23 protein-coding genes and 3 pseudogenes are annotated in these 23693 nt (G+C 65.9%); 14 read left to right on the plus strand and 12 right to left on the minus strand.

Annotated features, from left to right (window positions below; translation table 11 throughout):
• Positions 1-274: 274 nt before the first annotated feature.
• Positions 275-1536, minus strand: a pseudogene (locus FUT88_RS10380) (integrase).
• 297 nt (positions 1537-1833) lie between these two features.
• Between FUT88_RS10380 and FUT88_RS10385 the strand changes: the two are divergent.
• From FUT88_RS10385 to FUT88_RS26660, 4 genes are all read left to right on the plus strand, one after another.
• A complete protein-coding gene (locus tag FUT88_RS10385; protein WP_147214929.1) occupies positions 1834-2616 on the plus strand; it encodes a DUF4397 domain-containing protein in 783 nt (260 codons plus the stop codon).
• A gap of 88 nt (positions 2617-2704) precedes the next feature.
• A complete protein-coding gene (locus FUT88_RS10390) occupies positions 2705-5122 on the plus strand; it encodes a PAS domain-containing protein (protein ID WP_147214931.1) in 2418 nt (805 codons plus the stop codon).
• 51 nt (positions 5123-5173) lie between these two features.
• Entirely contained in the window at positions 5174-5854 is a 681-nt protein-coding gene (locus FUT88_RS26655) for an AI-2E family transporter (RefSeq protein WP_261797105.1), read from the plus strand.
• On the plus strand, positions 5770-6441 hold the full coding sequence (locus FUT88_RS26660; RefSeq protein WP_261797110.1) for an AI-2E family transporter: 672 nt from the start codon (positions 5770-5772) through the stop codon (positions 6439-6441). Before FUT88_RS26655 ends, FUT88_RS26660 begins: the two co-directional genes overlap by 85 nt.
• Positions 6442-6685: 244 nt before the next feature.
• Here the strand turns inward: FUT88_RS26660 and FUT88_RS26150 are convergent, their stop codons facing one another.
• Entirely contained in the window at positions 6686-7105 is a 420-nt protein-coding gene (locus FUT88_RS26150; protein WP_186829279.1) for a hypothetical protein, read from the minus strand.
• Between FUT88_RS26150 and FUT88_RS10405 the strand changes: the two genes are divergently transcribed.
• Genes FUT88_RS10405 through FUT88_RS10410 form a run of 3 tightly spaced genes read left to right on the plus strand, consistent with a single transcriptional unit; the run spans position 7104 to position 8789 of the window.
• Positions 7104-8276 (plus strand): glycosyltransferase family 4 protein, encoded by a 1173-nt coding sequence (locus FUT88_RS10405; RefSeq protein WP_147214935.1) that lies wholly within the window; start codon positions 7104-7106, stop codon positions 8274-8276. The two genes, FUT88_RS26150 and FUT88_RS10405, sit on opposite strands and share 2 nt — an antisense overlap.
• Positions 8254-8406 carry a hypothetical protein gene (locus FUT88_RS26665; RefSeq protein ID WP_261797106.1) on the plus strand — a complete coding sequence of 51 codons (153 nt, stop codon included), beginning with the start codon at positions 8254-8256 and terminating at the stop codon, positions 8404-8406. Before FUT88_RS10405 ends, FUT88_RS26665 begins: the two co-directional genes overlap by 23 nt.
• Positions 8388-8789 carry a phosphatase PAP2 family protein gene (locus FUT88_RS10410; protein WP_261797107.1) on the plus strand — a complete coding sequence of 134 codons (402 nt, stop codon included), beginning with the start codon at positions 8388-8390 and terminating at the stop codon, positions 8787-8789. The genes FUT88_RS26665 and FUT88_RS10410 overlap by 19 nt, the downstream gene beginning before the upstream one ends.
• 9 nt (positions 8790-8798) lie before the next feature.
• On the opposite strand, the gene FUT88_RS10415 is transcribed toward FUT88_RS10410, so the two are convergent.
• The 3 genes from FUT88_RS10415 to FUT88_RS10425 are packed head-to-tail and all read right to left on the minus strand — an operon-like array spanning position 8799 to position 12339.
• Positions 8799-9593 (minus strand): DUF2334 domain-containing protein, encoded by a 795-nt coding sequence (locus tag FUT88_RS10415; protein WP_147214937.1) that lies wholly within the window; start codon positions 9591-9593, stop codon positions 8799-8801.
• A 20-nt stretch (positions 9594-9613) separates the two neighbouring features.
• Complete coding sequence (locus FUT88_RS10420; RefSeq protein ID WP_147214939.1) at positions 9614-10831, minus strand: glycosyltransferase family 4 protein; 1218 nt, start codon at positions 10829-10831, stop codon at positions 9614-9616.
• Between the two features lie 5 nt (positions 10832-10836).
• Positions 10837-12339, minus strand: coding sequence for an RNA polymerase factor sigma-54 (locus FUT88_RS10425; protein ID WP_147214941.1), 1503 nt, complete (start codon positions 12337-12339; stop codon positions 10837-10839).
• A gap of 322 nt (positions 12340-12661) precedes the next feature.
• On the opposite strand from FUT88_RS10425, the gene FUT88_RS10430 reads away from it, so the two are divergent.
• Together FUT88_RS10430 and FUT88_RS26155 are read left to right on the plus strand one after the other, a co-directional pair.
• Complete coding sequence (locus tag FUT88_RS10430; protein WP_147214943.1) at positions 12662-13063, plus strand: hypothetical protein; 402 nt, start codon at positions 12662-12664, stop codon at positions 13061-13063.
• Between the two features lie 24 nt (positions 13064-13087).
• Entirely contained in the window at positions 13088-13234 is a 147-nt protein-coding gene (locus FUT88_RS26155; protein WP_186829280.1) for a hypothetical protein, read from the plus strand.
• Between the two features lie 48 nt (positions 13235-13282).
• Here FUT88_RS26155 and FUT88_RS10435 read toward each other — a convergent pair whose 3' ends face one another.
• Positions 13283-14386, minus strand: a complete 1104-nt coding sequence (locus tag FUT88_RS10435) for a sigma-54 interaction domain-containing protein (RefSeq protein WP_147214945.1) — start codon at positions 14384-14386, stop codon at positions 13283-13285.
• Positions 14387-14924: 538 nt separating this feature from the next.
• Between FUT88_RS10435 and FUT88_RS10440 the strand changes: the two genes are divergently transcribed.
• The 4 genes from FUT88_RS10440 (at position 14925) to FUT88_RS10455 (ending at position 18096) form a co-directional block, all read left to right on the plus strand.
• Complete coding sequence (locus FUT88_RS10440; protein WP_147214947.1) at positions 14925-16331, plus strand: sigma-54-dependent transcriptional regulator; 1407 nt, start codon at positions 14925-14927, stop codon at positions 16329-16331.
• A 90-nt stretch (positions 16332-16421) separates the two neighbouring features.
• The gene (locus FUT88_RS10445; RefSeq protein WP_004632450.1) at positions 16422-16589 is read left to right on the plus strand and encodes a DUF1328 domain-containing protein; all 168 of its coding nucleotides are present in this window, start codon (positions 16422-16424) and stop codon (positions 16587-16589) included.
• 69 nt (positions 16590-16658) lie between these two features.
• Complete coding sequence (locus FUT88_RS10450) at positions 16659-16964, plus strand: hypothetical protein (protein WP_147214949.1); 306 nt, start codon at positions 16659-16661, stop codon at positions 16962-16964.
• Between the two features lie 127 nt (positions 16965-17091).
• Positions 17092-18096, plus strand: a complete 1005-nt coding sequence (locus FUT88_RS10455) for a YihY/virulence factor BrkB family protein (protein ID WP_147214951.1) — start codon at positions 17092-17094, stop codon at positions 18094-18096.
• Positions 18097-18106: 10 nt separating this feature from the next.
• On the opposite strand, the gene FUT88_RS10460 is transcribed toward FUT88_RS10455, so the two are convergent.
• Entirely contained in the window at positions 18107-18433 is a 327-nt protein-coding gene (locus FUT88_RS10460) for a hypothetical protein (RefSeq protein ID WP_147214953.1), read from the minus strand.
• 122 nt (positions 18434-18555) lie between these two features.
• Positions 18556-18783 carry a hypothetical protein gene (locus FUT88_RS10465; RefSeq protein ID WP_004632457.1) on the minus strand — a complete coding sequence of 76 codons (228 nt, stop codon included), beginning with the start codon at positions 18781-18783 and terminating at the stop codon, positions 18556-18558.
• A 371-nt stretch (positions 18784-19154) separates the two neighbouring features.
• On the opposite strand from FUT88_RS10465, the pseudogene FUT88_RS10470 reads away from it, so the two are divergent.
• Positions 19155-20749, plus strand: a pseudogene (locus tag FUT88_RS10470) (peptide chain release factor 3).
• A 42-nt stretch (positions 20750-20791) separates the two neighbouring features.
• Here the strand turns inward: FUT88_RS10470 and FUT88_RS10475 are convergent.
• The 4 genes and pseudogenes from FUT88_RS10475 to madM form a co-directional block, all read right to left on the minus strand.
• The gene (locus tag FUT88_RS10475) at positions 20792-21286 is read right to left on the minus strand and encodes a hypothetical protein (RefSeq protein WP_147214955.1); all 495 of its coding nucleotides are present in this window, start codon (positions 21284-21286) and stop codon (positions 20792-20794) included.
• A 79-nt stretch (positions 21287-21365) separates the two neighbouring features.
• Entirely contained in the window at positions 21366-22301 is a 936-nt protein-coding gene (mdcH, locus tag FUT88_RS10480; protein ID WP_147214957.1) for a malonate decarboxylase subunit epsilon, read from the minus strand.
• Entirely contained in the window at positions 22298-22933 is a 636-nt protein-coding gene (locus FUT88_RS10485; protein WP_147214959.1) for a malonate decarboxylase holo-ACP synthase, read from the minus strand. The genes mdcH and FUT88_RS10485 overlap by 4 nt, the downstream gene beginning before the upstream one ends.
• Positions 22930-23693, minus strand: a pseudogene (madM, locus tag FUT88_RS10490) (malonate transporter subunit MadM). Before madM ends, FUT88_RS10485 begins: the two are co-directional and overlap by 4 nt.

Below are 23693 nucleotides of genomic sequence, written 5' to 3' on the forward strand. Positions count from 1 at the left end.
AGCGGATCACAACGAACGCGGACTTTCGGGTCCGCGTTTTTCTTTGGAGCATTTGCGCCGAAGCGTACCCATTTCTGCGTGCGATTGCGCAGACGAGCGTACCCGTTTCTGCGTACTGCCGTCGACGATTCAACGACAAAGCGTACCCAATTCTGCGGACGAGGTAAGCGACAACTGTCGCGCAAATCGCGCCGACAATTGGTTTCGACAATGCGTTGATATGGCACCCACGCAGGCGGGGCGTACCCGTTTCTGCGCGATGTGTGGAGGAATGTCAGGGAGAGGGCACGGCCAGTCTGCGTGCGGCGTCGGCAATGCTGGCGACCAGATCGGCTTCGCGCGCCCGCACGGCGGCGCTCGGCAGGGCAGCCAGGCCAAGCGCGTGGGCAACGTCGGCTGCCGGCTCACCGGTGGCAAGCCGCTCGCGCAGATGGGCGCCGCGTAGGCCGCGCAATGAGGCATTCGCGAGGCGTACGGCAGCGTCGGCGTGGCCGATGGCGCGAGCGTATTCAGCGGCTTCGCCGAGCATGGCCTTGACGATGAGCAGCAGTTGCGAGCGCGAGGCGATGCCCTTGCGCTCTCCGAAATCGCGGCGCAGGGCTGGTGAGTCGATGATGGTGCCGTCTGCGCGTCGCGGCGAGCGCTTGCGCACCGACAGCAGCAGCGGCGTGGCTTCATTCGGCAGGGGCAGCGGCGAGAGGCCAAAGGCCGTGCGGTACTCGCGCAGCGCAGACATCAGCGCATCGCAGGGCAGCCAGCGCTGCGAACGGCCTGTGCCGACCTCCAGCAGCCAGACCGATGCCGGCAGCTGTGCGTCGGCTGTTGCGTGCGAGGCCGGAACGGCGTGCAGCGCCACGTCGCCCATCCGCGCGCACATCAGCTCCGATACACGCATGCCCGCCTGGGCGAGCAGCACGGCGAGAAAGTGGTCACGCGCCTGACGCAGGCGGCCTCCCGGCCGAGCGCGACGCGCGCCCGCACGGCATCGATGATCAATGCCATGTCGGACGCGCCCAGTGCGGTGTCCGGTCCGGCCGCTGCGACGGACCGGGGCGCGGGCGTGCTCGGCGCCGGCACGGTAATGACGATCGCATCGTCATCGAGAAACGGGTTCGCGCGCAGATAGCCCATGCGCAGCAGCCAGCCGCAGAGGTTCGCCGCGATGATGCTGCTCTGGCGTGTGGAGCGTGCCGAAAGCGGGCCGCGCAGCGGCGTCCAGTTCGCATCGTTGCGTTCGATGCCGCGCGCACTGATCGCCCATGCAGGCGGTTCTTGCAAAAAGCGCAGATAGGCCGACGCGTCGTCGCGCTGCCAGCTTGCGATCGGCTTACCGAAGGTGCGCGCGTACCAGCACACGCGCTCGGCTTCCACGCGGTACTGCGACAGCGTGGAAGCGCTCACCGCACGAGCGCCGGAAGCGCGCGCGGCGAGCCACGCCTGCACGCGCTCGCGCTCGTGCGCGAAGGCCTGCAAATCGGCCTCGGAAGCGGCGTTATCGGGAAGGGGCACGGCGTCGGCCGGGCGCGGTTCAAGCATGCGGAGCGTGTGTGGAACACGAAGACAAAACGGATCGCGCAAGTATAGCGATCCGCATTCACGCCCCGCCGCCTGCAGCGATTGGAGGCCGCATTCAAGTGCGATGGGCACGCGCCATGCTCAATGCGGGAACGTCGCTTCGTATGTCGGACGCTTCCGACAAAACGATCGGAACCGGTTCGATAGGCGCGCTGAATGTGCGCGTTTATCTTCGGCTCCACAAGTCGACAACAACGTACATGGGCGCGTGATGCATGCGGCCCGGTTCATGACAGGACTCTCCCTCCGAGGTGCAAGATGAAGATACAGATCAGGAAGATCGTCGCCGTGCTGGCGCTGGGTTCGTTGGGCGTGATCGCTGGATGCGGTGGCGGTGACGACGACATCGGGCAGATCATCGGCACCAGTTCGCCGCAGTACCGCACGGTGCACGCCAACCCATTCATCGGCAACGTTGACTTTGGTGTGAACGGCACCACGAAGATCAGCAATGTTGGTTTCAAGAACGTCAGCAACTACTTCGGCATTGACGCCACGGCCAGCACGGCCACCGTGTCCAACACGGGCAGCAGCACGCCGCTCGCCTCGACGGGGTTCACGCCGGCAAACGGCCACCGCTATACCGCGCTGGCCATCGTGGGCGCCAACGGTTCGGCGACGAGCCTGGCGCTGATCGATGACCCGTATAACAAGTCGATCCTGTCAGACAAGGCGCGCGTGCGGACCTTCAACGCTTCGTACAACGCTCCGAATGTGGACGTGTATGTGACCGCGCCCAATGTGGACCTGGCTGCCATCGCGCCGACCATGAGCGGTGCATCGTACGGCGGCGCGGCGCCGGCCAGCACCCAGGATTCGATCTACGTCGACGGCGGCACGTACCAGGTGCGGGTGGCGACGGCGGGTACGAAGAACGTCATCTTCACGTCGCAGCCGTTCAGCCTGGCCAACAACGCCGACTGGCTGATTACCACGCTGCCCGCGGGCGGCGTGGGCGCCGTCACACCGAACGCGATTCGCGTGCTGGTGGCACAGGCCAACGGCGCTTCGCAGACGGCTTCTGAGCTGCCCTCGCAGTAAGCCGGCTTCACGCCCTATGATGCGGTGCTGCGGCACCGCATTTTTTTTGAGGGCGTGCCGGGAATGAAAACTGCTAACGAAGGGCGCAATGAGTGAATCCGTAACGGGCTGGTCGGCAGCCGTGCGCGCACCGTGCGCGGCGCGTGCTGCACCGGCCGTCAGGAAGCAGGCTGACGTGTTCTGGGTAGACGATCCTTTGACGGGCACGCGTCTGCACGTAAGCGCCGGAGCGCAGACGTGGGGCGTGCAGCCCGATTCCCTGTGCGGCGCTCGCGACCGCTGGCTCGCCCATGTGCATCCAGATGATCACATGGCATTGCGTGCTGCCTGGGACGGCTTGGCACGGGGGCAGGAGTTCGTGCTCGAATACCGATGGCTCGGAGATGACCACGGCGAAGCCCGCGAATATCGCGTTCGCGAACGGGGCTACCTCATGCCAAGCGTCGACGGTGCATCGGCGCACGCCGTGGGCGTGGTCGAAGACGTGACGCACGGCCATCAGACCCTTGCCGCGCTCACCGAGTCGGAATTCCAGTTGCAATGGCTGACCGAAAGCGTGCCGTTTCCGCTGGTACAGATCGACCCGCAGCACCGCGTGCGCTTCGCCAACCGCGCGTACGCGCAGCGCTTGGGCTTTCGGCACGAGGACGTGCTCGGGCGCCATCTGCGTGAACTGATGGGCGAGGCCGCCTATGCGCGGGTCCTGTCGCATCTGAACGATGCATTCGCGGGGCAACGCGTCGAGTTTGAAATGGAACTGCAGTACCCGGCCGGCGTTGGCCGCCGGTTCGTGCACGCTGCGTATTCGCCGCAGCACGGGTCGGACGGCCAAGTGCAGGCGCTCGTGTGCGTGGTCGAAGACATCACCGAGCGCAAGGCGGCCGAGCACGAGCGTTTTCGACATCAGCGCGAATTCGTCACGCTGGTGGAAAACGCGCCCGACGTGATCGCACGGCTCGATCGCGAACTGCGCTGCGTGTATGTGAACCGCGCGGTGAACGACGCGTTTGGGGTGGCCCCCGCCGTGATGATTGGCAAGACGCTGGTGGCATCGCCCCTTTCCGTCGAGGTCACGGAGCCGCTGGAGGACGCTGCGCGCCGCGCGTTCGACCTTGGCGCAGAACAGACGCTGGCGTTGCATCTCGACGTGCAGGACGGTCGCCCGCGCGGGGCCCACTACAACGCGCGCGTCATTCCGGAAGCGGACCGGAATGGCGCCATCGAATCGGCGCTGCTGATTATTTACGACGTGACTGAACGCACGGAGGCCGAGCGCGAGCGCGATGCGTTGTTGCTGCGTGAACAAGCTGCGCGTGCACAGGCGGAAGCTGCAGCACTGGCCCGCGATCAGTTCCTGGCGGTGGTGTCGCACGAACTGCGGTCGCCGCTCAATGGCATCCAGAACTGGGCGTACGTATTGGAAAGCCAGGTGGCCGGCGGGGCGCCCCTCATGCAACGCGCGCTGGCGGGCATCAAGACCGGCGTCGAGCAGCAGGTACGCCTGATCGAAGACCTCCTGGACGCCACGCGCGTGATGAGCGGGAAGCTGCGCCTGACGCGCGAACCGTTCGTGCTGCGCACGGCGCTGGAACGCGCGCTCAACAGCGTGCACACCCTCGCTGCGGAACGCCGCGTCGCCCTGCATACCACCATCGACCTGAACGATCATGAGATCGACGGCGATGCCGATCGCGTCGAGCAGATCGTGTGGAACCTGCTGACCAACGCCATCAAGTTCACGCAGGAAGGCGGCGATGTCTGGCTGTCGGCCGATCTGTTGGGCGAGGTGGCGCGCATTGTCGTGCGCGACAATGGCCGCGGCATTGCACCGGCGTTCCTGCCGTATCTGTTTGATCCATTCCGCCAGGCTGACGGCGCGCACACGCGGCGCACGGGTGGTCTGGGGCTTGGGCTAGCTCTGGTCAAGCGTCTGACCGAGTTGCACGGCGGGCGCGTGTATGCGCGCAGCGAAGGCGACCAGCATGGCGCCACGTTTACCGTGTACCTGCCGTTGCATGCCGGGGCTGATCTGATCACGCCGCTGGCGGAAGATCCGGAACGCACCGGGCCGTTGCCTTCACTGGCAGGACTGCGCGTGCTGCTGGTCGACGATCAGCAGGACGCTCGCGACGCGCTGGCGACGTTGCTGACGCAGGTCGGCGCGGAAGTCGGCAGCGTGGGCTCCGGCCACGAGACGATGGCGCTGCTCGACGTCTGGGGTGCACGGGGCGAAGCGGGCCACCCGCAGGCCGTGGTGTGCGACATCGCGCTGCCCGATGAGGACGGCTACGCAATCCTGCAGAGAATCCGCACGTGGGAACGCGAGCACCTGCCCGCCGGGGCTACGCCGATGGCCGCCATCGCGCTGACCGCATTTGCGCAGCCGCACGATCGCGCGCGGGCGCTGGCCACGGGCTTTCAGGAACATCTGATCAAGCCTGTGTCGCCGTACGATCTGGTGCGCACGTTGCGCACGCTTGCCATGCGGGTCTCCGCACCGACCTAGTCGGCGGGGGCACGAGTTTTGCGCAGAGAAGGTTGAACCACTTTCTCTGTCATGCCAGCCGAACCCACTCCCTCCACCTCGCCGCCCGAACCCTTGCACGGCAGCCTCCTCGATGGGCTGCGGCAGCCGGCTTGGCGCGTGGCGATGGTGCTGGTGGCCATTGGCGGCACGTTGGTGTTTCTGCAATGGGCGCGAGCGTTTCTGGTGCCGTTCACCCTTGGTGTGGTACTCGCGTTTGCCTTGAACCCGGTGGTGGTGTGGTTGCGGCGCTGCTATGTCCCGCGCCCGATTGCTGCCGCTATCGTCGTGCTCGGCTTGTGGATCGCCGGTGCGGTACTGGCGTTCGGGATGCAAGACGGCGTCTCGGCCATGGCGAACCGGTTGCCGGTCGCCGCGGAGCGCATGGCGCAGGCCATCGACGGAATGCGCGGGCACATGGGCGGCGCGTTCGACAAGATGCGCGATGTGACCGTCGCGCTTGAGCACGCCGCCGAAGGCGTGCAGGGCAAGCCGCGCCGGCGCCTGCCAAGCGTTCGCCTGCGGCCGCGGCGCCTGCCGAGGCAGCTTCCGCGCAGCCGGTGCTGCCGGTGCGCGAGTTTCTATGGACCGGCTCCGCCAATCTCTTCGCGCTTGCCGGGCAGCTCGTGGTGGTCTCGTTTCTCGTCTACTTCCTGCTTGCATCGGGTCAGGCGCTCAAGCGCAAATGGGTGCGCGCAGTGGGCAACACGCTGAGCGAGAAGAAGCGCGCGGTGCGCATGATGGCGGTCATCGGCACGCAGATCCAGTATTCCCTGCTGGTGCTGTTCGCGACCAACATCGTGCTGGGCATCCTCACCACGGTGGCCTTTGTGCTGCTCGGCATGGAGGACGCGGCGGTCTGGGGTCTGGCGACCGCCGTGCTGCATTTCGTGCCGTATCTGGGTTCGGTGGTCATTGCCGTGGCCAGTGGTATCGGGGCATACCTGCAGATGGGCGCGTGGTCGGATGCGCTTGTCGTGGCAGGGGTGACGCTGCTGCTTGCCACGCTGGTCGGCACGCTGCTCGTGACATGGCTGCAAAGCCGGGCGTCCAAGCTCGACCCGTGTGTGGTCTACATCGGCCTGCTGCTGTGGGGCTGGCTGTGGGGCCTGTGGGGCTTGCTGCTGGGCACGTCCATCACGGCGATGATCAAGGTGGTATGTGATCACGTCGAGCGCCTCCGCCCGCTCGGCACGCTGCTCGGCACCGCCGATGCGCCGGCCGGCGTGTCGCAGCGTCTGCTGGACCGACTGCGCGGCCGTCCCACGCGGCGGCGCGAACGTGCGCACCACCCCCGCTGACGACGCCTGGGTCACCTTGCGCAGCAAGCGTTACAAGCGCGTGTAACCCTTACGCAACGACCGCGCCACGGCGGGAGCAGAGGCATTGCTACCCCGCCTCGTTTGCGCCGCGTTGCGGTGCAGTGGTGGTGCAGGTCTTGTCGGCTGGATGGCGGAGACGGGTGCGGTGGGCACGTCGGTTGCGGTGCGCAAGGCAACCAGATCACGTTCGCAGGAGAGCGCCATGAACCGACTCCGCCCCGCCTTATGCGGCCCCCATCAGCGCGGCGAACGTCCCGCGGGCACGACCCCGCCGCGTGCGCCCGGCGCGGGCCAAAACTTCCAAAGCATCGACAAGATGCATGGCGACGCCGAGCACGACGAGCCCGCGTCGAGCGCGGCCGAGCGGCTGCCGCACGAGCGCGACCAGCATCTTGAAGAGCAGCATTCCGAACCGCGCAGCAGTGCCAAACAGGCCGCGCGCGACATCGAAAGCGGGCAGCTCGACACCGATCTGCACGACACCCCTGGGGTAGAGCGCGTCGTGCGCGACCGCCATCCGGCCAATCGCGATGATGGTGATCGCCAGGTCGCTCACCGCAGCGCAGACGACCTCGCGCACAAGCGGGGGCAGACGAGCGCCCCCTCGCACCGCCGCGACGAAAACAAAGGTTGATCGATCCATGCGCATTGCTTATGTGACCGAAACCTGGCCGCCGGAACTGAACGGCGTGTCGCTCACGGCTGCACGCACCGTGGCGTTCCTGCAGACGCGCGGGCACGACGTGATGCTGGTGCGCCCGCGCCAAAGCGCCATCGACGCCGGCAAGCCCGCATTGGCGGACGACACGTTGCGCGTGCCCGGCGTGCCGATTCCGTTGTATCCGGATTTGCGCATGGGCTTGCCCGCACGCCGACGGCTGCTTCGCGCGTGGGGCGTCTATCGGCCCGACCTCGTGCATGTCGCGACGGAGGGACCACTTGGCTGGTCTGCTATTCGGGCCGCGCGCCAACTCGGCCTGCCGGTCACGTCGGATTTCAGAACCCGCTTTGACGAATACGGCCGCCACTACGCGTGGGAGGGCGCCGTGACGTTGGTGCGCGCGTATCTGCGCGCGTTTCACAATCGCACCGACCGCACCTTCGTTCCCACGCGCGAACTGCAGCGGCAGTTGAGCGAACTCGATTTCGAACGCCTGACCGTCAGCACGCGCGGCGTCGATGCACACCGATTCACGCCGCAGGCCCGTAGCGAAGCGTTGCGCGCGCAATGGGGCGTCGCGGCAGATACACCGGTGGTCCTGACGGTCGGACGTCTGGCATTGGAAAAGAACCTGGGTGTCGCGCTCGATGCGTTCGCTGCCGTGCGGGAGCGCGTGCCCGATGCGCGCCTCGTCATGGTGGGCGACGGCCCGCAGCGCAACGCACTGCGCAGGCGCTGCCCCGATGCCATCTTTGCCGGCACCCAGCATGGCGAAGCACTGGCGGCGCACTACGCATCTGCGGACCTGTTTCTCTTTCCCAGCTTGACGGAGACCTTCGGCAACGTGGTGGTCGAGGCCATGGCCAGCGGCTTGCCCGTGGTGGCGTTCGATACCGCCGCTGCCGGCATGCACGTGCGCAGCCGCGAGAACGGTTGGCTTGCGCCCGTCGGGGACGCTGCATCGTTCACGCAGGCGGCCGTCGCGCTCGCCACTGACGCCGGCCTGCGGCGGCGGCTGGGCCAGGCAGCGCGGCTGACGGCGCAGAGCCTGGATTGGCCCCGCGTGCTCGAACGCTTTGAAGCTGCGCTCATTGCCGTGCACGATGCTGCCACCAACGGGGAGGCCTACCATGGCGACGCACGTCTGGCCTGACTGGAAGCGCTGGCGCGAGCGCGATCGGCAGCTCGCCGTGGCGCTCAACCATGTGGCGGGCAATGCGTCGGCGATGCGCTTCTATCGCGTGTCAGCCGCCTGGGCGACGGCATGCTGTGGTACGCATTGATGGCGGCGCTGCCCGTGGTCGGCGGTGACACCGGTTGGGAATGCGCCAAGCAGATGGGCCTTACGGGGCTGCTCTCGCTCATCATCTACATCGTGCTCAAGCGTGGTGTGTGCCGGCCGCGACCGTACCTTTCCTGCGAAGAGATCCACCTGTGCGGGCGTGTGCTGGATCAGTTCAGTTTTCCATCGGGCCACACGCTGCATGCGGTGTCGTTCAGCATCGTGATGGCGGCGTACTACCCGCGCATGGCACTGGCGCTCGTACCATTCACGCTGATGGTCGCCCTCTCTCGCGTCGTGCTCGGCCTGCATTACCCGAGCGACGTGCTCGCAGGCGCCGGGCTTGGGATGCTGATCGGCGGATTGTCGGTGTGGCTGTTTTAACGCCCGCGCTCAGTACGACGTTTGCGCCTGCCCGGTGACGGTCGTCTCCGGGCCGCCCATCCAGGCCTGCGCCAACATCTGCGCAAAGCCATTCTTGGTGACGGGCGTGCGCGTCTCCAGGCATGCGGCGAGCAGTTCCTGCCAATGGCGAATGACATCGGGATGCGCCGCGTCAGCCGGATGCAGGCCCAGGCGCAGCAGCGGTGCCTCGGCGTGCCGCTGCGCCAGCCAGCGCAGGTAATACCGCGACACCAGCCGGCGCGCCGGCGAGCGAACGCTATACGTCAGGCAAGGTGCCTTGAGCGGGCGGCGCGGGTGCAGCAGGTAAAAGCGCTGCAGCGTGGTCGTGTAGCGCAGCGGCAGCCCGTCGAGCGCTTCCCAGGTGGCCGGGTTCATCAGCCACGCGGGCGCGACAAAGCCATGCAGCGGCCAGCCATTTGCGGCAAACCACGCGGCACCGGCTTCGATGCGCGCACGCGCGGCTGCCAGAGGAATCGCAGAGAACTCGCCTTCACCGGCCGTATAGCGTGTGCGGATCAGCTGCTGGATCAGGCCGCCAGGGGGCTGGTCGTCCAGATGCGCATAGCCGTGCAGCACAAGTTCATCGCCTTCGGCCAAGCATTCGCTCATCACCCGGCAAAAGCGCTCGCTGTTGCGTGCGGTCGGGCCGCGATAGAAGTTCGGAATGACGAGCAGCGACTTGGGTACGCGCGCCACTTCATCCAATGCGGAGAGCAATACCTTGCACGCAGGCCAGGTGGCCGGCGTGACATCGTGCATGGCAAGGATGAGATAGCGCGACATGATGGACAGATCGGTCTGGACTACCGGCCGCGCGACGCACGCACGACGCGTTCGCGAGCCGGCGGGAGTGTTGTTTCGGCGGCGGTGCCGGTTTGGCGGCCGAGTAGAGCGAGATAGCGTTGCAGCAGTTGCGGCAGCACCGCCCGCCAGTCGTAGTGCATGGCATGGCGGCGCGCGGCGTGCGCGAGTGTCACCGGGTCCCGTTGGCGCAGCGCCTGGAGCGCCTGCGCAAAATCGTCAGCGACGCAACGTGGCACGGCATAGCCGACGTGCTCATCCACCAGCTCGCTCAAGCCCCCCGCTGCGCACGTGACGACGGGCACGCCACTGGCCATCGCTTCCAACGCGACGAGGCCGAACGTTTCCTGATCGCCTGCATGGACAAACACGTCTGCGCTTGCCATGGCGGCAGCCAGGTGTTGCGCGTCGCCTTCATAAGCGAGCGCGCGCACGTTCTTGCCGCGCGGAGGCGTCGGGCCCGAGCCGATGGTGACGAGCACGCTGCCGTCGTCGAGTTTGTCCACCGCGTCGCACAGCACGTGCAGGTTTTTCTCCGGCGCATAGCGGCCAACGTAGAGCAGCACGCGCGCATCGCGCGGCAGGTCCAGCTGCTCGCGCCAGCGCAGCGAGCGCCGCGCTGGGTGGAACAGGCGCGTGTCGACGCCCAGCGGCTGCAGCTCGATGCGCTGCACGCCCAGGTCGGCCACCTTCTGCGCGATGTAGCGGCTCGGCACGAAGACCGTATCGAAGTGTGGATACAGCTTGCGAGCGTACGCCGCAGCTGCCAGCTCGGCAGGCGGCCCGCCCAGCCGGCGGAAAAACGCTGGCAGATCGGAGTGATAGAACGCCGCCACCGGCACGTTCAGCCGCGCGCCCGCCTGCACCGCCGCCCATGACAGCCGATAAGGGTCGCCCGCTTCGATCAGGTCCGGCGACAGCGCACACAGTGCACGGACCGCAGGCCCGGTCCGCAGCGGAACGCGGTAGCCGTGTGAGAGCGGCAGCGGCACGCCCGGCACCACGGCGATCTCGTTGCTCGCGTCGTCGGCCGTGCCGGGCACGACCAGCGTGTGGCGCCAGTGCGTGGAGCGCAGAAAGTCGTGCTTGGCGCGCAGATAGCGTTTGACGCCACCGCTTTCCGCCGCCCAGAACATCGTCACGTCCGCCAGATGCAACGAGGCGGCCGTGGCATCGCCGTCGTGGCGATGCGGGTAGCGATCGGTGGGCAGCTTACGCACGGCGGTCAGACCTGGCGCCGCATTTCGGCGGGTGCAATGCGCATCAGCCCGCGGTACTTGGCGACGGTGCGTCGCGCAACGATCACGCCCTGCTCGGCCAGCATCTTCGCGAGCGAGACATCCGAGAGCGGTGCGTCCGCGTCTTCGGCTTCGATCATCTCCTTGAGCAGCGCCCGTACCGAGGCCGCCGAGCATGCGCCGCCCGTGTCCGTCGCCAGCTGGCGCGAGAAGAAGTACTTGAATTCGAAGATGCCGCGCGGCGTGGCCATGTACTTGTTGCCCGTGGCGCGTGAGATGGTCGATTCATGCAGGCCGAGTTCTTCGGCCACGTCGCGCAGCACCAGCGGCTTCATGGCGACCTCGCCGTATTCGAGGAAGTGCTTCTGGTGCGCGACGATCGCTTCGGCCACGCGCTGGATGGTGGCGAAGCGCTGCTGCGCGTTGCGGATCAGCCAGCGCGCCTCCTGCAGCTGATGCGCCAGCGGCGTGCGATGGTGACCGCGCGTCTGCGCAAACAGCTCTGCGTAGACCTTGTTGATGCGCGCGCATGGCGCTACCGACGGGTTCGTCAGCGCAATCCACTTCCCCTTGATCTTGGTGACGATTACGTCCGGCACGATGTAGCCGGCATGCGCCTGCGAAAAGCGCAACCCCGGGCGCGGGTCCAGCATGCGGATCAGTGCGCAGGCGTCGCGCAGCTCGTCTTCCGTACACCCCAGCGCACGACGCATCTGCGTGAATTCGCGCTTGGCCAGGCGCGGCAGGTGGCTGCGCACGATGTCCTGTGCGACTTCCTGGATGCGCTCTTCAGCTTCGGTGTCGGCGGGGCGCGCTTCGATCTGCAGGCGCAGGCATTCGGCAAGGTCGCGCGCGGCCACGCCGGGCGGATCCAGACTCTGCACGAGTGCCAGCGCAATCTGCATTTCCTTCTCGGTGGGCGGCGGCTCCACTGGCGCCAGCGGAATCAGTTCGGAAAGCAGCTGGCGCAGGTAGCCGTCGTCGTCCAGCGCTTCGATCAGTGTCTGTGCGACCAGGCAGTCGCGCTCTGACAGGCGATAGCTGCGCAGCTCCTGATGCAGATGCTCGCGCAGGCTCGGCGTGGAGTGCACCCACTCGCCGATGTCGCTGTCTTCGCCATCGCCATGGTGGGCGCCGCCGTGGCTGTAGTAGGTGCTGAAGTCGGTGGGAAACTCTTCCGATGCGGTCAGCGTCGCATCGGTTTCGATGGCGCTGGTGGTGGTCTCCAGCGGGACGTCGTCTGCAGGCGTGTGGTCGGCCGCCGCGCCGTCCAGATCGGCAGAAATGGCAATGTCGCCGGTGCGCGCGGCATCAGGCTGCGCACCTGCTTCTTGCTCGACTTCTTCCAGGAACGGATTGCTTGCGAGCGCTTCTTGCATTTCCTGCGCAAATTCGGTTGCAGACAACTGCAGCAATTTGACGGATTGCTGCAGTCGCGGCGTCAGCGCGAGATGCTGCTTCGCACGCATTTCCAGAGCGGCCTTGACCATTCGCCTTGCCTCCTTTGGTGAGTGGGCGTCGACATTTCCGTCGACCGGTCACCGCATCGATGCAAAGGATATGCCATGTCAGCAAAGCCAGTCGCCACAAGGCTTTACGGGCGGCTGGCACGCCGTTTCTACATGGTCATGTCGTTTTTATATGCCCATTGTTGCCGGCACATGACAGCGCTGGCGGTGGTTGCGGACGGCGTCGGCATACGCGGATGGGTGGCACCGCAGGTACATGCGTTGCTGCGGTAAGAGGCGGGAGACGCGCCGCAGTGCGCTTCCATTGCCTTCTTATCGAGCATCACATTCCAGGAGAAACCACATGCGAACACGTTTCCTGAGCGCTGCGCTTGTCAGTGCGATCTTTAGCCTCGGTATGGGTGCCGCCGTGGCCCAGACGACGACCGCGCCGGTCGACAACCAGGAGTCGAGCAACCCGACCAAGGCGCCGGGCAAGCGCACCGATCCGCCGTCGTCGACGGCCGATCGCACGGCCAATACACCGATGGCCGGCAGCGAGGCGACGCCCGCCGCGGGTGGCGGCGGCGGCACCAGCAAGCCGATGCACAAGAAGCATCGCCATCACAAGAAGTCCGGGTCCACCGTGCCGGGTGGTACCAACAGCGCCGGCGACATGTCGCATTCGGGCGTGCAGGCCGGGGGCAACGACGCCGCGACGACGACCGGGAATTCCTACCCCGGCAGCTCGAAGCAAGGTCAGTAACGTCGAAAACGAAAAGGGCCCGCCATGTCGATGACACTCGCCACCGCCGTCCGCACGGGCCCGCGCGCCCGCGCGGAGACCGAACCCGCACCGCGCCGTCCGGCGCCCGAACCGCAGGAACGCCGCCGCCACGAGCATCCGGGCGAGCGTGCGCACGCGCATCCGCGCTAAAACGTCAGCGCGGATGCTGCGGGATTCACAGAGTAGGACGCGCCGCTGTCAGGCCGCCATGGCGGCGGCCGCGGTGCTTTGGTAAAGGTCGAGGCGGTTGTACAGCGTTTTCAGGCTCACGCCGAGCGTCTTCGCGGCTTGGCGCTTGTCGCCATGAAAATGCTCCAGCGTGGCCAGGATCATTGCGCGCTGTGCGTCGGCCAGCGTCACGCCCACGGTCAGGCTCAGCACGCCTTCCTTGACGGTAGGACGGGCGGGGCCGCGGGCCGGTGCCAGGGGCGCAGCCAGTTCGACTGTTTTCTCGCCAAGGATGTACCCGCGTTGCACGGCGTTGCGCAACTCGCGCACATTGCCGGGCCACGGCTGGCTGCGCAGCGCCGCCAGGGACTGGCGCGAAAACACCTTGTCGGTCTGGTGGGCCGCGTTGAACTGCGCAAGGAAGTGCAGGGCCAGCTCTTCGATGTCGTCGCCACGATCGCGCAGCGGCGGCACCTGCAGCGGCACCACAGCCAGGCGATACATCAGATCTTCCCGGAAGGCGCCTTCCTTCACCGCTTCCAGCAGGTTGCGGTTCGTGGCCGCGATGATGCGCGCACGCGTCTGGATGGGCTCGGTACCGCCCACGCGCATGAACACGCCGGTCTCCAGCACACGCAGCAGCTTGACTTGCATCTCGACCGGCATTTCCGTGATTTCATCGAGAAAGATCGTGCCGCCGCAGGCGTGTTCGAAGTAGCCGATATGGCGCTGGGCGGCCCCGGTAAAGCTGCCCTTTTCGTGGCCGAACAGTTCGGATTCGATCAGGTTGGGCGAAATGGCGCCGCAGTTCACGGCGATGAAGGCCTGGTCTGCGCGCGGGCTCATGTCATGCACGGTGCGCGCAATCAGCTCCTTGCCGGTACCCGATTCGCCCATGATCAACACGGTGGCCAGCGTGCCTGACACCTTGCCGATCTGGTCGTACAGCGCCCGCATCACGGGCGAGCGGCCGTAGAGGTGGCCGAAATCCGGCTCGGCAATCGATTGGGCGGGGGATGTTTCTGCGTCCGACGGCACGCGGTCGGTGTCGTCAAAGTCGGCCAGGGCAGGGGGATAGCTCAGGCGCCCAACGGTCACTGCACGTTCGTCGGCGAAGGCTTCGCTCAAGGACATGGCTCCCTCGTGGTTGGTTGCGACGGGGACGTCCTGGCGAGTGGCTGCATCGTCAGCGATGCAGTCTTCCGAAGGCAGGGTACGTCGTCATCCCGTCACATTGTGTTGAAAAGTTGAGCCATTATCAGGGCCGCCCAAGCGCGTTGTATGTCGGTCGTGCGCTGACGTTTCTTCCATCCTGTCGGCCAAACGCTGACAAGAATCGGGCCTGAGATGCAGATGCAGCGCGGGTTTCACATTGCCAAGCGGCGTAACGTGTCCATTTCGTCCCGCAGGTGGCGAAGCGCTGACCTTCTCAACTATGCTGACTGCTGCGTAGTACGGGCAGGTTCGCCCGGTGTGATGTATCCGATCCATTTCTTGCATGCGCGCGTGTAAAAATTACCGGCGCCCTTCTCGTCGAGATGGGTTTGGCGCGCCCTGGCGGAGGTTGTATTGGATGGAATACTTTTTGCACCTGCCGCCGGTTCTGCCGCCAAGCGCACCGTTGCGCCATGCATGATTGCCGGCACATGCCGGCTCATCCAACCAAATCGAGATGCCACATATCCTGATTGTCGAAGACGATGCCAACGCACGCGCTGCTCTAGGTGAGCTGGTGGGTGCCGAAGGCTTCACCACCGCGCTGGCCGGGTCGCTGCGCGATGCGCGCATTCAGATGTCGCGTCACAGCCCCGATGCCGTGCTCATCGATCTTGTCCTGCCCGACGGCAACGGCATGGATCTGATGGAAGACATCGCGCCGCACTCCGGCACCGAGATCATCGTCATGACCGGCCACGCCAGCGTGGAAACCGCCGTCGAGGCGCTGCGCATGGGCGCGGCCGACTACCTGGTCAAGCCTGTCAATTTCCAGCGGTTGAAGTCCGTGCTGGCACGCATTCCGCGCCCCGGCGATCTGAAAGCCGAGATCGGCAATCTGCGGGGCGAGCTGCGGCGCCTGGGCCTCTTCGGCCAGATGCTCGGCAACTCCGCGGTGATGCAGACGTTGTATGACCAGGTCAGCCGCGTGGCGCCCACCGAGGCGACCGTGCTGCTGATCGGCGAATCGGGCACAGGCAAGGAACTGGCCGCACAGACCATCCACGACCTCAGCCTGCGTCGCAAGCAACCTTTCCTGCCGGTCAACTGCGGCGCCATTTCGCCCAACCTGATCGAGTCGGAAATGTTTGGTCACGAGCGCGGCAGCTTCACGGGCGCCGATCGCCAGCACAAGGGCTACTTCGAACGGGCCAACGGCGGCACGCTGTTCCTCGATGAAATTACCGAGATGCCGATCGAGCTGCAGGTGAAACTGCTGCGCGTGCTGGAAACCGGCGTGTTCATGCGCGTGGGCACCAACCGCGAGATCGATTCCGATGTGCGCGTGATTGCCGCCACCAACCGCGACCCCGAAGAGGCCGTGGCAGACGGCAAGCTGCGCGCCGACCTGTATCACCGCCTGAACGTGTTTCCGCTGCAATTGCCGCCGCTGCGCGAGCGCGGCAAGGATGTCGAGCTGCTGGCACAGCATTTCCTCGATCAGCTCAACGCGCAAAGCAATACCAAGAAGGCATTCCTGCCTTCGGCCATGGAGACGCTGCGCGGCTATCACTGGCCGGGCAATGTGCGCGAATTGCGCAACTACGTGCAGCGCGCGTACATCCTGTCGGACGACGCCGGCATCGATACGGCGAACGTACCGCTGCAAGTGTCGAGCACGCAGGTTTCGTCCGGTTCCACGCTGACGATTTCGGTCGGAACGTCACTGGCGAGCGCCGACAAGAAGCTCATTCTTGCCACGCTCGAGCAATGTGGGGGTGTGAAGAAGCGTGCGGCCGAGCTGCTCGGTATCAGCCTGAAGACGCTTTACAACCGGCTTGAGGAATACGGCAACAGCGGCGGCGACGACGGCGGCGAGGGCAACAGCGCCGGTTCCGGCCGCGCGCATGCCACCGAGGCATAACCGGACTTCCTGCTGCGGTACGCGGCTTGCTGATCCCGGGGGGTATCCGCCCCATGGCGGCAAGCTCACTCAACTGCACAGGAGGTCACCATGCTGCGTTATGCAGTCGTCTTTTTCATCATCGCCCTGATTGCGGCCGTGCTCGGGTTTGGCGGCATCGCTGCCGGCGCAGCGAGCATCGCCAAGATCCTGTTCATGATTTTCGTGGTGCTGTTTGTGGTCAGCCTCATCTGGGGCCTGGTCGCGGGCAGAGGATGACGCCGGGATGAAGCGCACAGCTTTCAACCCGGCCCTCGCGATGCCATGCAACTCCAGGAGCGCTGACTGATGGAACCGTCTCAAACCAATCCTTTTCCCAAATCCGATGCCAACGGCAACCTCATCCGCGGCGACGTCGCACAAGCCGCCGAGCGTGTGAAGGCGACCACGGCACAGGCCGTCGACCGCACTGCCGAGGCTGCCGCCACTGCGCTCGACGAGGCCGCTGCCAAGCGCGAGCAACTGCGCGCTTCACAGCAGCGGCTCATGAGCGATGCGGCCGAATGCATGCGGTCGCATCCGCTTGCGACGATCGGCCTGGCGTTCGGCGCGGGGTTTCTCATCAGCCGCCTGCTGGGGAGCAGCAACGACTGAGGGCTCAGACCCTCGCGATTTACTGCCAGCCACGGCAGCGCTTGCGCGCGTGCCGTGTGCTGACTAGGCTCAAGGTCAAGGTCGAGGCCGGCACCGCGCTGGCCCCGTTGCTTTGCAAGGAATCTCCATGCGCCTGGCTGCCTACTTCGACCGGGCCCTGCTCAAGCGTTCCGCCCAGGTGTTGATCGGGGCTGTGCAGCAGTGGTCTGCGCATCGCGCCGCGAGCAAGGGCGCGGCGTTGTCGTTCTACACGTTGTTCTCGATGGCGCCGGTGCTGGTGCTCGTCATCTCCATTGCCGGCTTGTTCTTTGGCGAACAGGCCGCGCGTGGCGAAATCTTCGGGCAGATCGAAGGGCTGGTCGGTACGCAGGGCGCTTCTGCGGTGGAAGCCGTGCTTGCGGCAACGCGGCGCTCCGGCAACGGCCTGTTCGCGGCGGTCACGGCCGTCGTCCTGTTGTTGGTGGGCGCCACCACGGCCTTCTCCGAACTCAAGGACAGCCTCGACGAACTCTGGGAGGTGCCGCCGCGCCAGCAGCCCGGGCTGTGGGGCTTGCTGCGCTCGCGGTTGCTGTCGTTCAGCCTGATCCTCGTGCTGGCGTTTCTGCTGCTGGTGTCGCTCACCATCAACGCGGCGCTGGCGGTGGTGGAGCGTTTCTGGGGCGCCTTGTGGTCGGGCTCCACTTCGGGCATTGCGCTGCTGGCGGCCGAGGCGCTGTCGTCTGCGTTTTCGTTTGCGGTCGTGGCGCTGCTGTTCGGCACCATCTTCAAGATGCTGCCCGAAACGCGCGTGGCTTGGCGCGACGTTGCCTTGGGCGCCATCGTGACGGCGCTGCTCTTCACGCTAGGCAAACACCTCATCGGCCTGTATCTGGGCAACAGCGCCGTCGCGTCGTCCTACGGGGCAGCGGGCTCGGTCGTGGCGCTGATGCTGTGGATTTACTACTCGGCGCAGATCTTCTTTTTTGGCGCGCTGGTCACGCGGCAATATGCGCTGCGATTCGGCAGCCGCCAGCACGAAGCGTCAGGTGCCGGGGCCGCCGCGCAGGCGGCGTTGCTGAACCCGGCGATCGCGGCCACGCTCTCCAATGGGGTTGCCGGGGGCCACGCAAGCGCAGCCCGCAACAGCCGCTAAGACACCCGCATCAATCGCGTGTCAGTTGCTCCAGCAGCATCCCCGCCACAAATGCCAGACCGATGGTAATGACCGGGTGCTGACGTACGGAGCCGCTCGCCTGCTCCGAGACATTCGCATGCAGGTTTTTCAACTGTTCGGTGTGCTTGTCGAATTGTGTGAGCGCCGTGGAGAGGACGCTCGCCAGCCGGTCGATGCCCTCGGCCGTGGCATCTTTCACGCGCTGCGCGGTGTGGTCGATCTGCGGATGCAGCGTGGTGACGGTCGCGCCGTTGGCGCCGTTCGTACCGTTGGTGCCATTGCTGGTGGTGGGCGGCTTGGGGGACAGTTCGGTCATATCGGCCTCCTGAGTTGGGTCGAGTCAGTCAGTCACAAGCAACCGTCATGCCCCGATCGTTGCGCGCCGCCAATAGAAAAGGGCCACGACTGTGGCCCTCGACACGGTGAGGAACTGCGCGGCTAGCCGACCGTCACCACGGTCTTGCGCACGGCCCAGATTTCAGCTTGCAGGGCCAATGCGGCGAGTGCCTGCAGGCTGTCCTGCGGCAGGGCCTTGATCCGCTTGCGGCGATTGGCGGCACGCTGCTGACGCGCCGCGCGCACGCTTTGTTCATCGAGTTGCCACGCCTTGCGGGTGGTCTCGATGATGCGTTGCACTGCCGGATCGACAGGGATTCGACTACGCACGATGTTGGACTCCTTGCTTCTTTGCTTCTTTCAACGTCGCGGCGTACCCAAAGGCGGGTTTCGCGACGGACTCCACGATACGGGAGCTTCATGACAACTTCGATAACACCGCCTCCGAAAGGGTTGTCAGTGCATTCCCACAACGGGTTGGTCTCCTCCGTCCGGGGGACGGTTCCTAGGGAGTTTCCCGCGCTTGCGGCCCGGATCAGTTGATCCTAAGCAAGGGCGCCGATCGCGTACAATCTCGGCTGCCCCGGATTGACAACGCCGCTCGGGCAGTCCATCGGCCGCCGGGATGACCCCGCAGCCAGCGCACTTGCCACGTGCGCAACCATCCGCATTTTTCACTCCTTCCCTTTCGGTTTTTGCCCGTGAGTACGCTGCAGCAGGAGATCCGGCGCCGCCGGACGTTCGCCATCATTGCCCACCCGGATGCGGGTAAAACCACGCTGACCGAGAAACTGCTGTGGTTCGGCGGCGCCATCCAGATGGCCGGCGCCGTGCGCGCACGTAAAGCCAACCGCCACGCCACCTCCGACTGGATGGAGATGGAAAAGCAGCGCGGCATCTCGGTCACGTCGTCGGTGATGCAGTTTCCGTACCGGAACGAAGGCGGCGACTACATCGTCAACCTGCTCGACACCCCGGGCCACGAAGACTTCTCGGAAGACACGTACCGCACGCTCACGGCCGTCGACTCCGCCGTGATGGTGATCGACTCCGTCAACGGCGTGGAAGCGCAGACCATCAAGCTGCTCAACGTCTGCCGCCTGCGCAGCACGCCCATCCTCACGTTCATCAACAAGCTCGACCGCGAAGGCCGTGCGCCCATCGAGCTGCTCGATGAAATCGAAAGCGTGCTGCAGATCCAGTGCGCGCCGATGACGTGGCCGATCGGCATGGGCAAGTCGTTCAAGGGCGTGTATCACCTCGTTAACGACACGGTGCAGCTGTTCGACCCGAACGCCGACAGCGAGAAGGGCGCCACGGCCGGCCTGATTCAAGGTCTGGACAACCCGGAGCTGGATCGCGTGTTGGGCTCGCAGGCGGAAGAACTGCGCATCGACATCGAACTCGTGCGCGGCGCATCGCACACGTTCGACAAAGAGGCGTTCCTGGCCGGCAAGCAGTGCCCGGTGTACTTCGGTTCGGCGGTGAACAACTTCGGCGTGCAGTCGCTGCTCGATGCACTGGTCGACCAGTCCCCCGAGCCGCTGCCACGCCCCACCGAAACGCGCGAAGTCAAGCCGATGGAAGAGAAGTTCACCGGCTTCGTCTTCAAGATCCAGGCGAACATGGACCCGAAGCACCGTGACCGCATCGCGTTTGTGCGCGTGTGCTCGGGCCGCTTCGAGCGCGGCATGAAGCTGCTGCAGGTGTCGACGGGCAAGACGGTCGCCATCAACAACGCCATCACGTTCATGGCGCAGGACCGCAACACCACGGAAGAGGCCTTCGCCGGCGACATCATCGGCGTGCCCAATCACGGCACGATCCGGCTGGGCGATGCCTTCACGGAAGGCGAGGCGCTGAAGTTCACGGGTATCCCGTCGTTTGCGCCGGAGTTCTTCCGCCGCGCGCGCCTGAACAACCCGCTGCGCCTGAAGCAACTGCAGAAGGGTTTGCAGCAGTTGGCCGAAGAAGGCGCCACGCAGATGTTCCGCCCGCTGGCATCGAATGACCTGGTGCTGGGCGCGTGGGTATCCTGCAGTTCGATGTGGTTGCGCACCGCCTGGAGCACGAATACGGCGTCGATGCCATCTTCGAACCGCACGAATGCTCCACGGCCCGCTGGCTGCGCGGCAAGCAGGAAGATATCGACAAGCTGATCGACAAGGCCGGCCACAACGTGGCGCTGGACGGTGCCGGCGACTACGTGTACCTGGCGCCGAGCCAGGTAAACCTGCGCCTGACCCAGGAGCGCTTTCCGGACATCCAGTTCATGGAAACGCGGGAAATCGTCTAAGCGGCGATGGGCGAAAACAAACGGGGCCATGTGCCCCGTTTTTTATTGACCTGTGCGGCGTGACACCGGGCAAACCGCTTCAAGCTGGCGGGCACCGGTGTCGGCGTTTCGCGGTGAGAGACGCAGAAGCCGCAGAAGCTGCGGGTCTGCGCCTGCCACTTTGACCGTGATCGGCTTGCCTGTATGGAACAACGCGTAGAAGCGCGCCCGCGACTTCACATCAGCCACGGCATACGATTCCATGTCGGACACTTCAAGGCGCGCCGGAATCGTTAAGCGCAGAGGGCCGGAAGCGAATTGGATGCGGAGGGCCGTTCCGTTTTGCCCCGGTTGCCCACTCGTGGATACCGCAACGCGGAGTCGCCCGTCCTCGCAGTTGGCGTAAAAGCTCAAGCCATCGGTTTCATAGCCGCCATACGTCAATGACTGTGCGACGTAGTACCAGCTTGCGAGTTCTTCTTCGGCGGTTTCCGTGGTGGCCGCCAACGCGGAGGTGGCGAACAAGGCGGCGATGGCAGCAATGGACAGGACGCGCAATTCGGGGCCTCTCACGAGCGATGAAATCCGGCGCGCAACGATGCCGGAATGCCGCTGAAAAGTCCATGGGGCAGACAATTCAAGGGCCGTCCTCGCGGCGTCGCCGCTGTATCCGCACCCGCACCGCATCCAGCCCGGCGCCCGCATCCAACACAGCCTCTGCGGCAAACACACCTTGCGCCAGACGCGCCAGAGCGCCGCCACCCGGCACCTCCACCGCCATGCTTGCGCCGCGTTCCAGCGCATGCCGCAGCGTGTCGTGCCACAACACCGGCCGCGCCATGTTCCAGGCGAGATCTTCGACGATGAGATTGGCGCGAAACAGCGCACGCGCGCGGCTGCTGCTGACGTAGGTGATCTGTGGCGCCTGGGCGGTGGCCTTTGCCGCGGCGGCCGCAAGCTCGGCGGCTTGCGTGTCCAGCAACGGGCAGTGCGACGGCACTGCCATGCACAACCGCGTCGTCTTCGATGCGCCGTGCGCCAGCGCACGCTCGGCGACGCGCGCGAGCGCTGCGTCGTTGCCGGCCACGACGATTTGCCGTTCCGCATTCACGTTGGCGACATAGGCCGGCGTGGCGGTGGTGTTGACTTGCGCAACGATGCCGCCGACCTCCGGTTCGGCGAGGCCGATGATGGCGACCATGCCGTAACCGCTTGGGTAAGCGTCTTCCATGAGCTGAGCCCGCAGGCGCACCAGGCGCAGCGCATCGCTGAACGCCAGCACACCGGCGACAACCGCCGCAGGCCACGCGCCAATGGACAGGCCCGCCACCATGTCCGGTCCTGCGTCCTGTCGAGCCAGCGTGCGAGCGACGGCCACGCCGGCAATCAAGAGACAAAGCTGTACGGCCACCGTCGACCGCAACGCCTCTGCGGTATCGAGCGTGAGCGGATCGACGCCGAGTACGTCGCCGGCTTCGGTCAACGTCTGCGCAACAGCCGGGTCATCAGGCAGCGCATGCAGCATGCCCGCGCGCTGGCTGCCCTGGCCGGGAAACATGAACAGGATGCTCATGCTGCGTCGCTCCATGGGTCTGCGACGAGCCGGGGGCCGTGGTCGGTCTTGAGCATCGTTTGATGCGACGACGCCAGCCAGTCGCGTAACGCGAAGCCGCCGTGGCCGGTGTCGATCTGCAAATCGACGCGGCACTCGGTATCGCTCAACAAGCGAACGAGCTGATCGCGCTGCGCAGTCGCTGGGGCACGCGGCATGCGCACGACGAGGTCGAGATCGCTCTCCGCATGCAGCACAGGCAGCCCGCTGGCGAGCGCAAAGCCGGCGCCGCCCGTCGGCCCCCACGCCCAGCCGAGTGCGGTGAGTTTGGGCGCCAGCGCGCGCAAGGTGCGCAGCGCCGCGAATGGCGCGTCGTGTGCGATGGCGGCGGCTTGGGCTGCCAGCGCCTCGGGCGAGACGACACGCGTGATGCTGTTGGCAGCTGCCGTCGCCGCGCAGCGTTCATGCCGTGCGCCACCGCGCAGGCCGACCGGCACGGAACCATCGGTGCCGCGCGGTGCGCGTCGCACCACAACAGGCGCGCCTTGCCGGCATGCCGCAATGGCCCAGTCAGGCAAGGGCGCGCCATTCGTCGCCACGGGCGTCTCAGACACCCACAGCAGGTCGTGTGCGCGCAGCAGCGTAGATGTCATCGCAGCAGCGCCTGCGTGGCCAGGAACAAGATCGACGGTCCGAGCAGGCAACCGAGGCCCGTATGGAACGTCGCCACCAGCGAGCCGTACGGTACCAGCCGCCGATCCGTGGCGGCCAGGCCCGCCGACACCCCGCTGACCGTACCCGCCAATCCGCCGAACACCATGGCCGCGCGCGGGTTGTTCAGGCCGAGCGCCTTGGCCGCGAACGGCGTGCCGACCATCACCAGGATTGCCTTGACGAGGCCCGTCGCAATCGACAGCGCCATCACATCGGAGGTGGCACCGAGCGCCGCACCGGTGACCGGCCCGACGATGTACGTCACGGCACCCGCGCCGATGGTGGTGACGCTCACCGGATCGGTGTACCCGAAGGCGTAGGCAACGCAGCGCCGACGATGAATGGCAGCACCGTTCCCAGCAGCAGCGAGATGGCGCCGATCATGCCGGCCTTGCGTGCCTCGGTCACCTGCACTTCAAAGGCCGTGGCCACGATGGCGAAATCGCGCAGCATGGCTCCGCCCATCAGGCCGATCCCGCCGAACAGTTTCAGGTCGGCCAGGCCACGCTCGCCGCCGGTCTGCATGCCGCCCCAATAAGCGAGCACCAGCCCGATCATGATGGCGATGGCCGAGCCGTGCACGCGTCCGAACGTCAGCTTCTTGGACACCCACATCGACAGGCCCATGACGATGCCGACCAGCGCGAACGCCGCGACCAGCCCGTTGTGCTGCAGAACTTTCTCTAGCATTGACAGCAT

It is taken from the genome of Ralstonia sp. TCR112, from assembly GCF_007997035.1.
Taxonomy (GTDB): Bacteria; Pseudomonadota; Gammaproteobacteria; order Burkholderiales; family Burkholderiaceae; genus Ralstonia; species Ralstonia edaphi.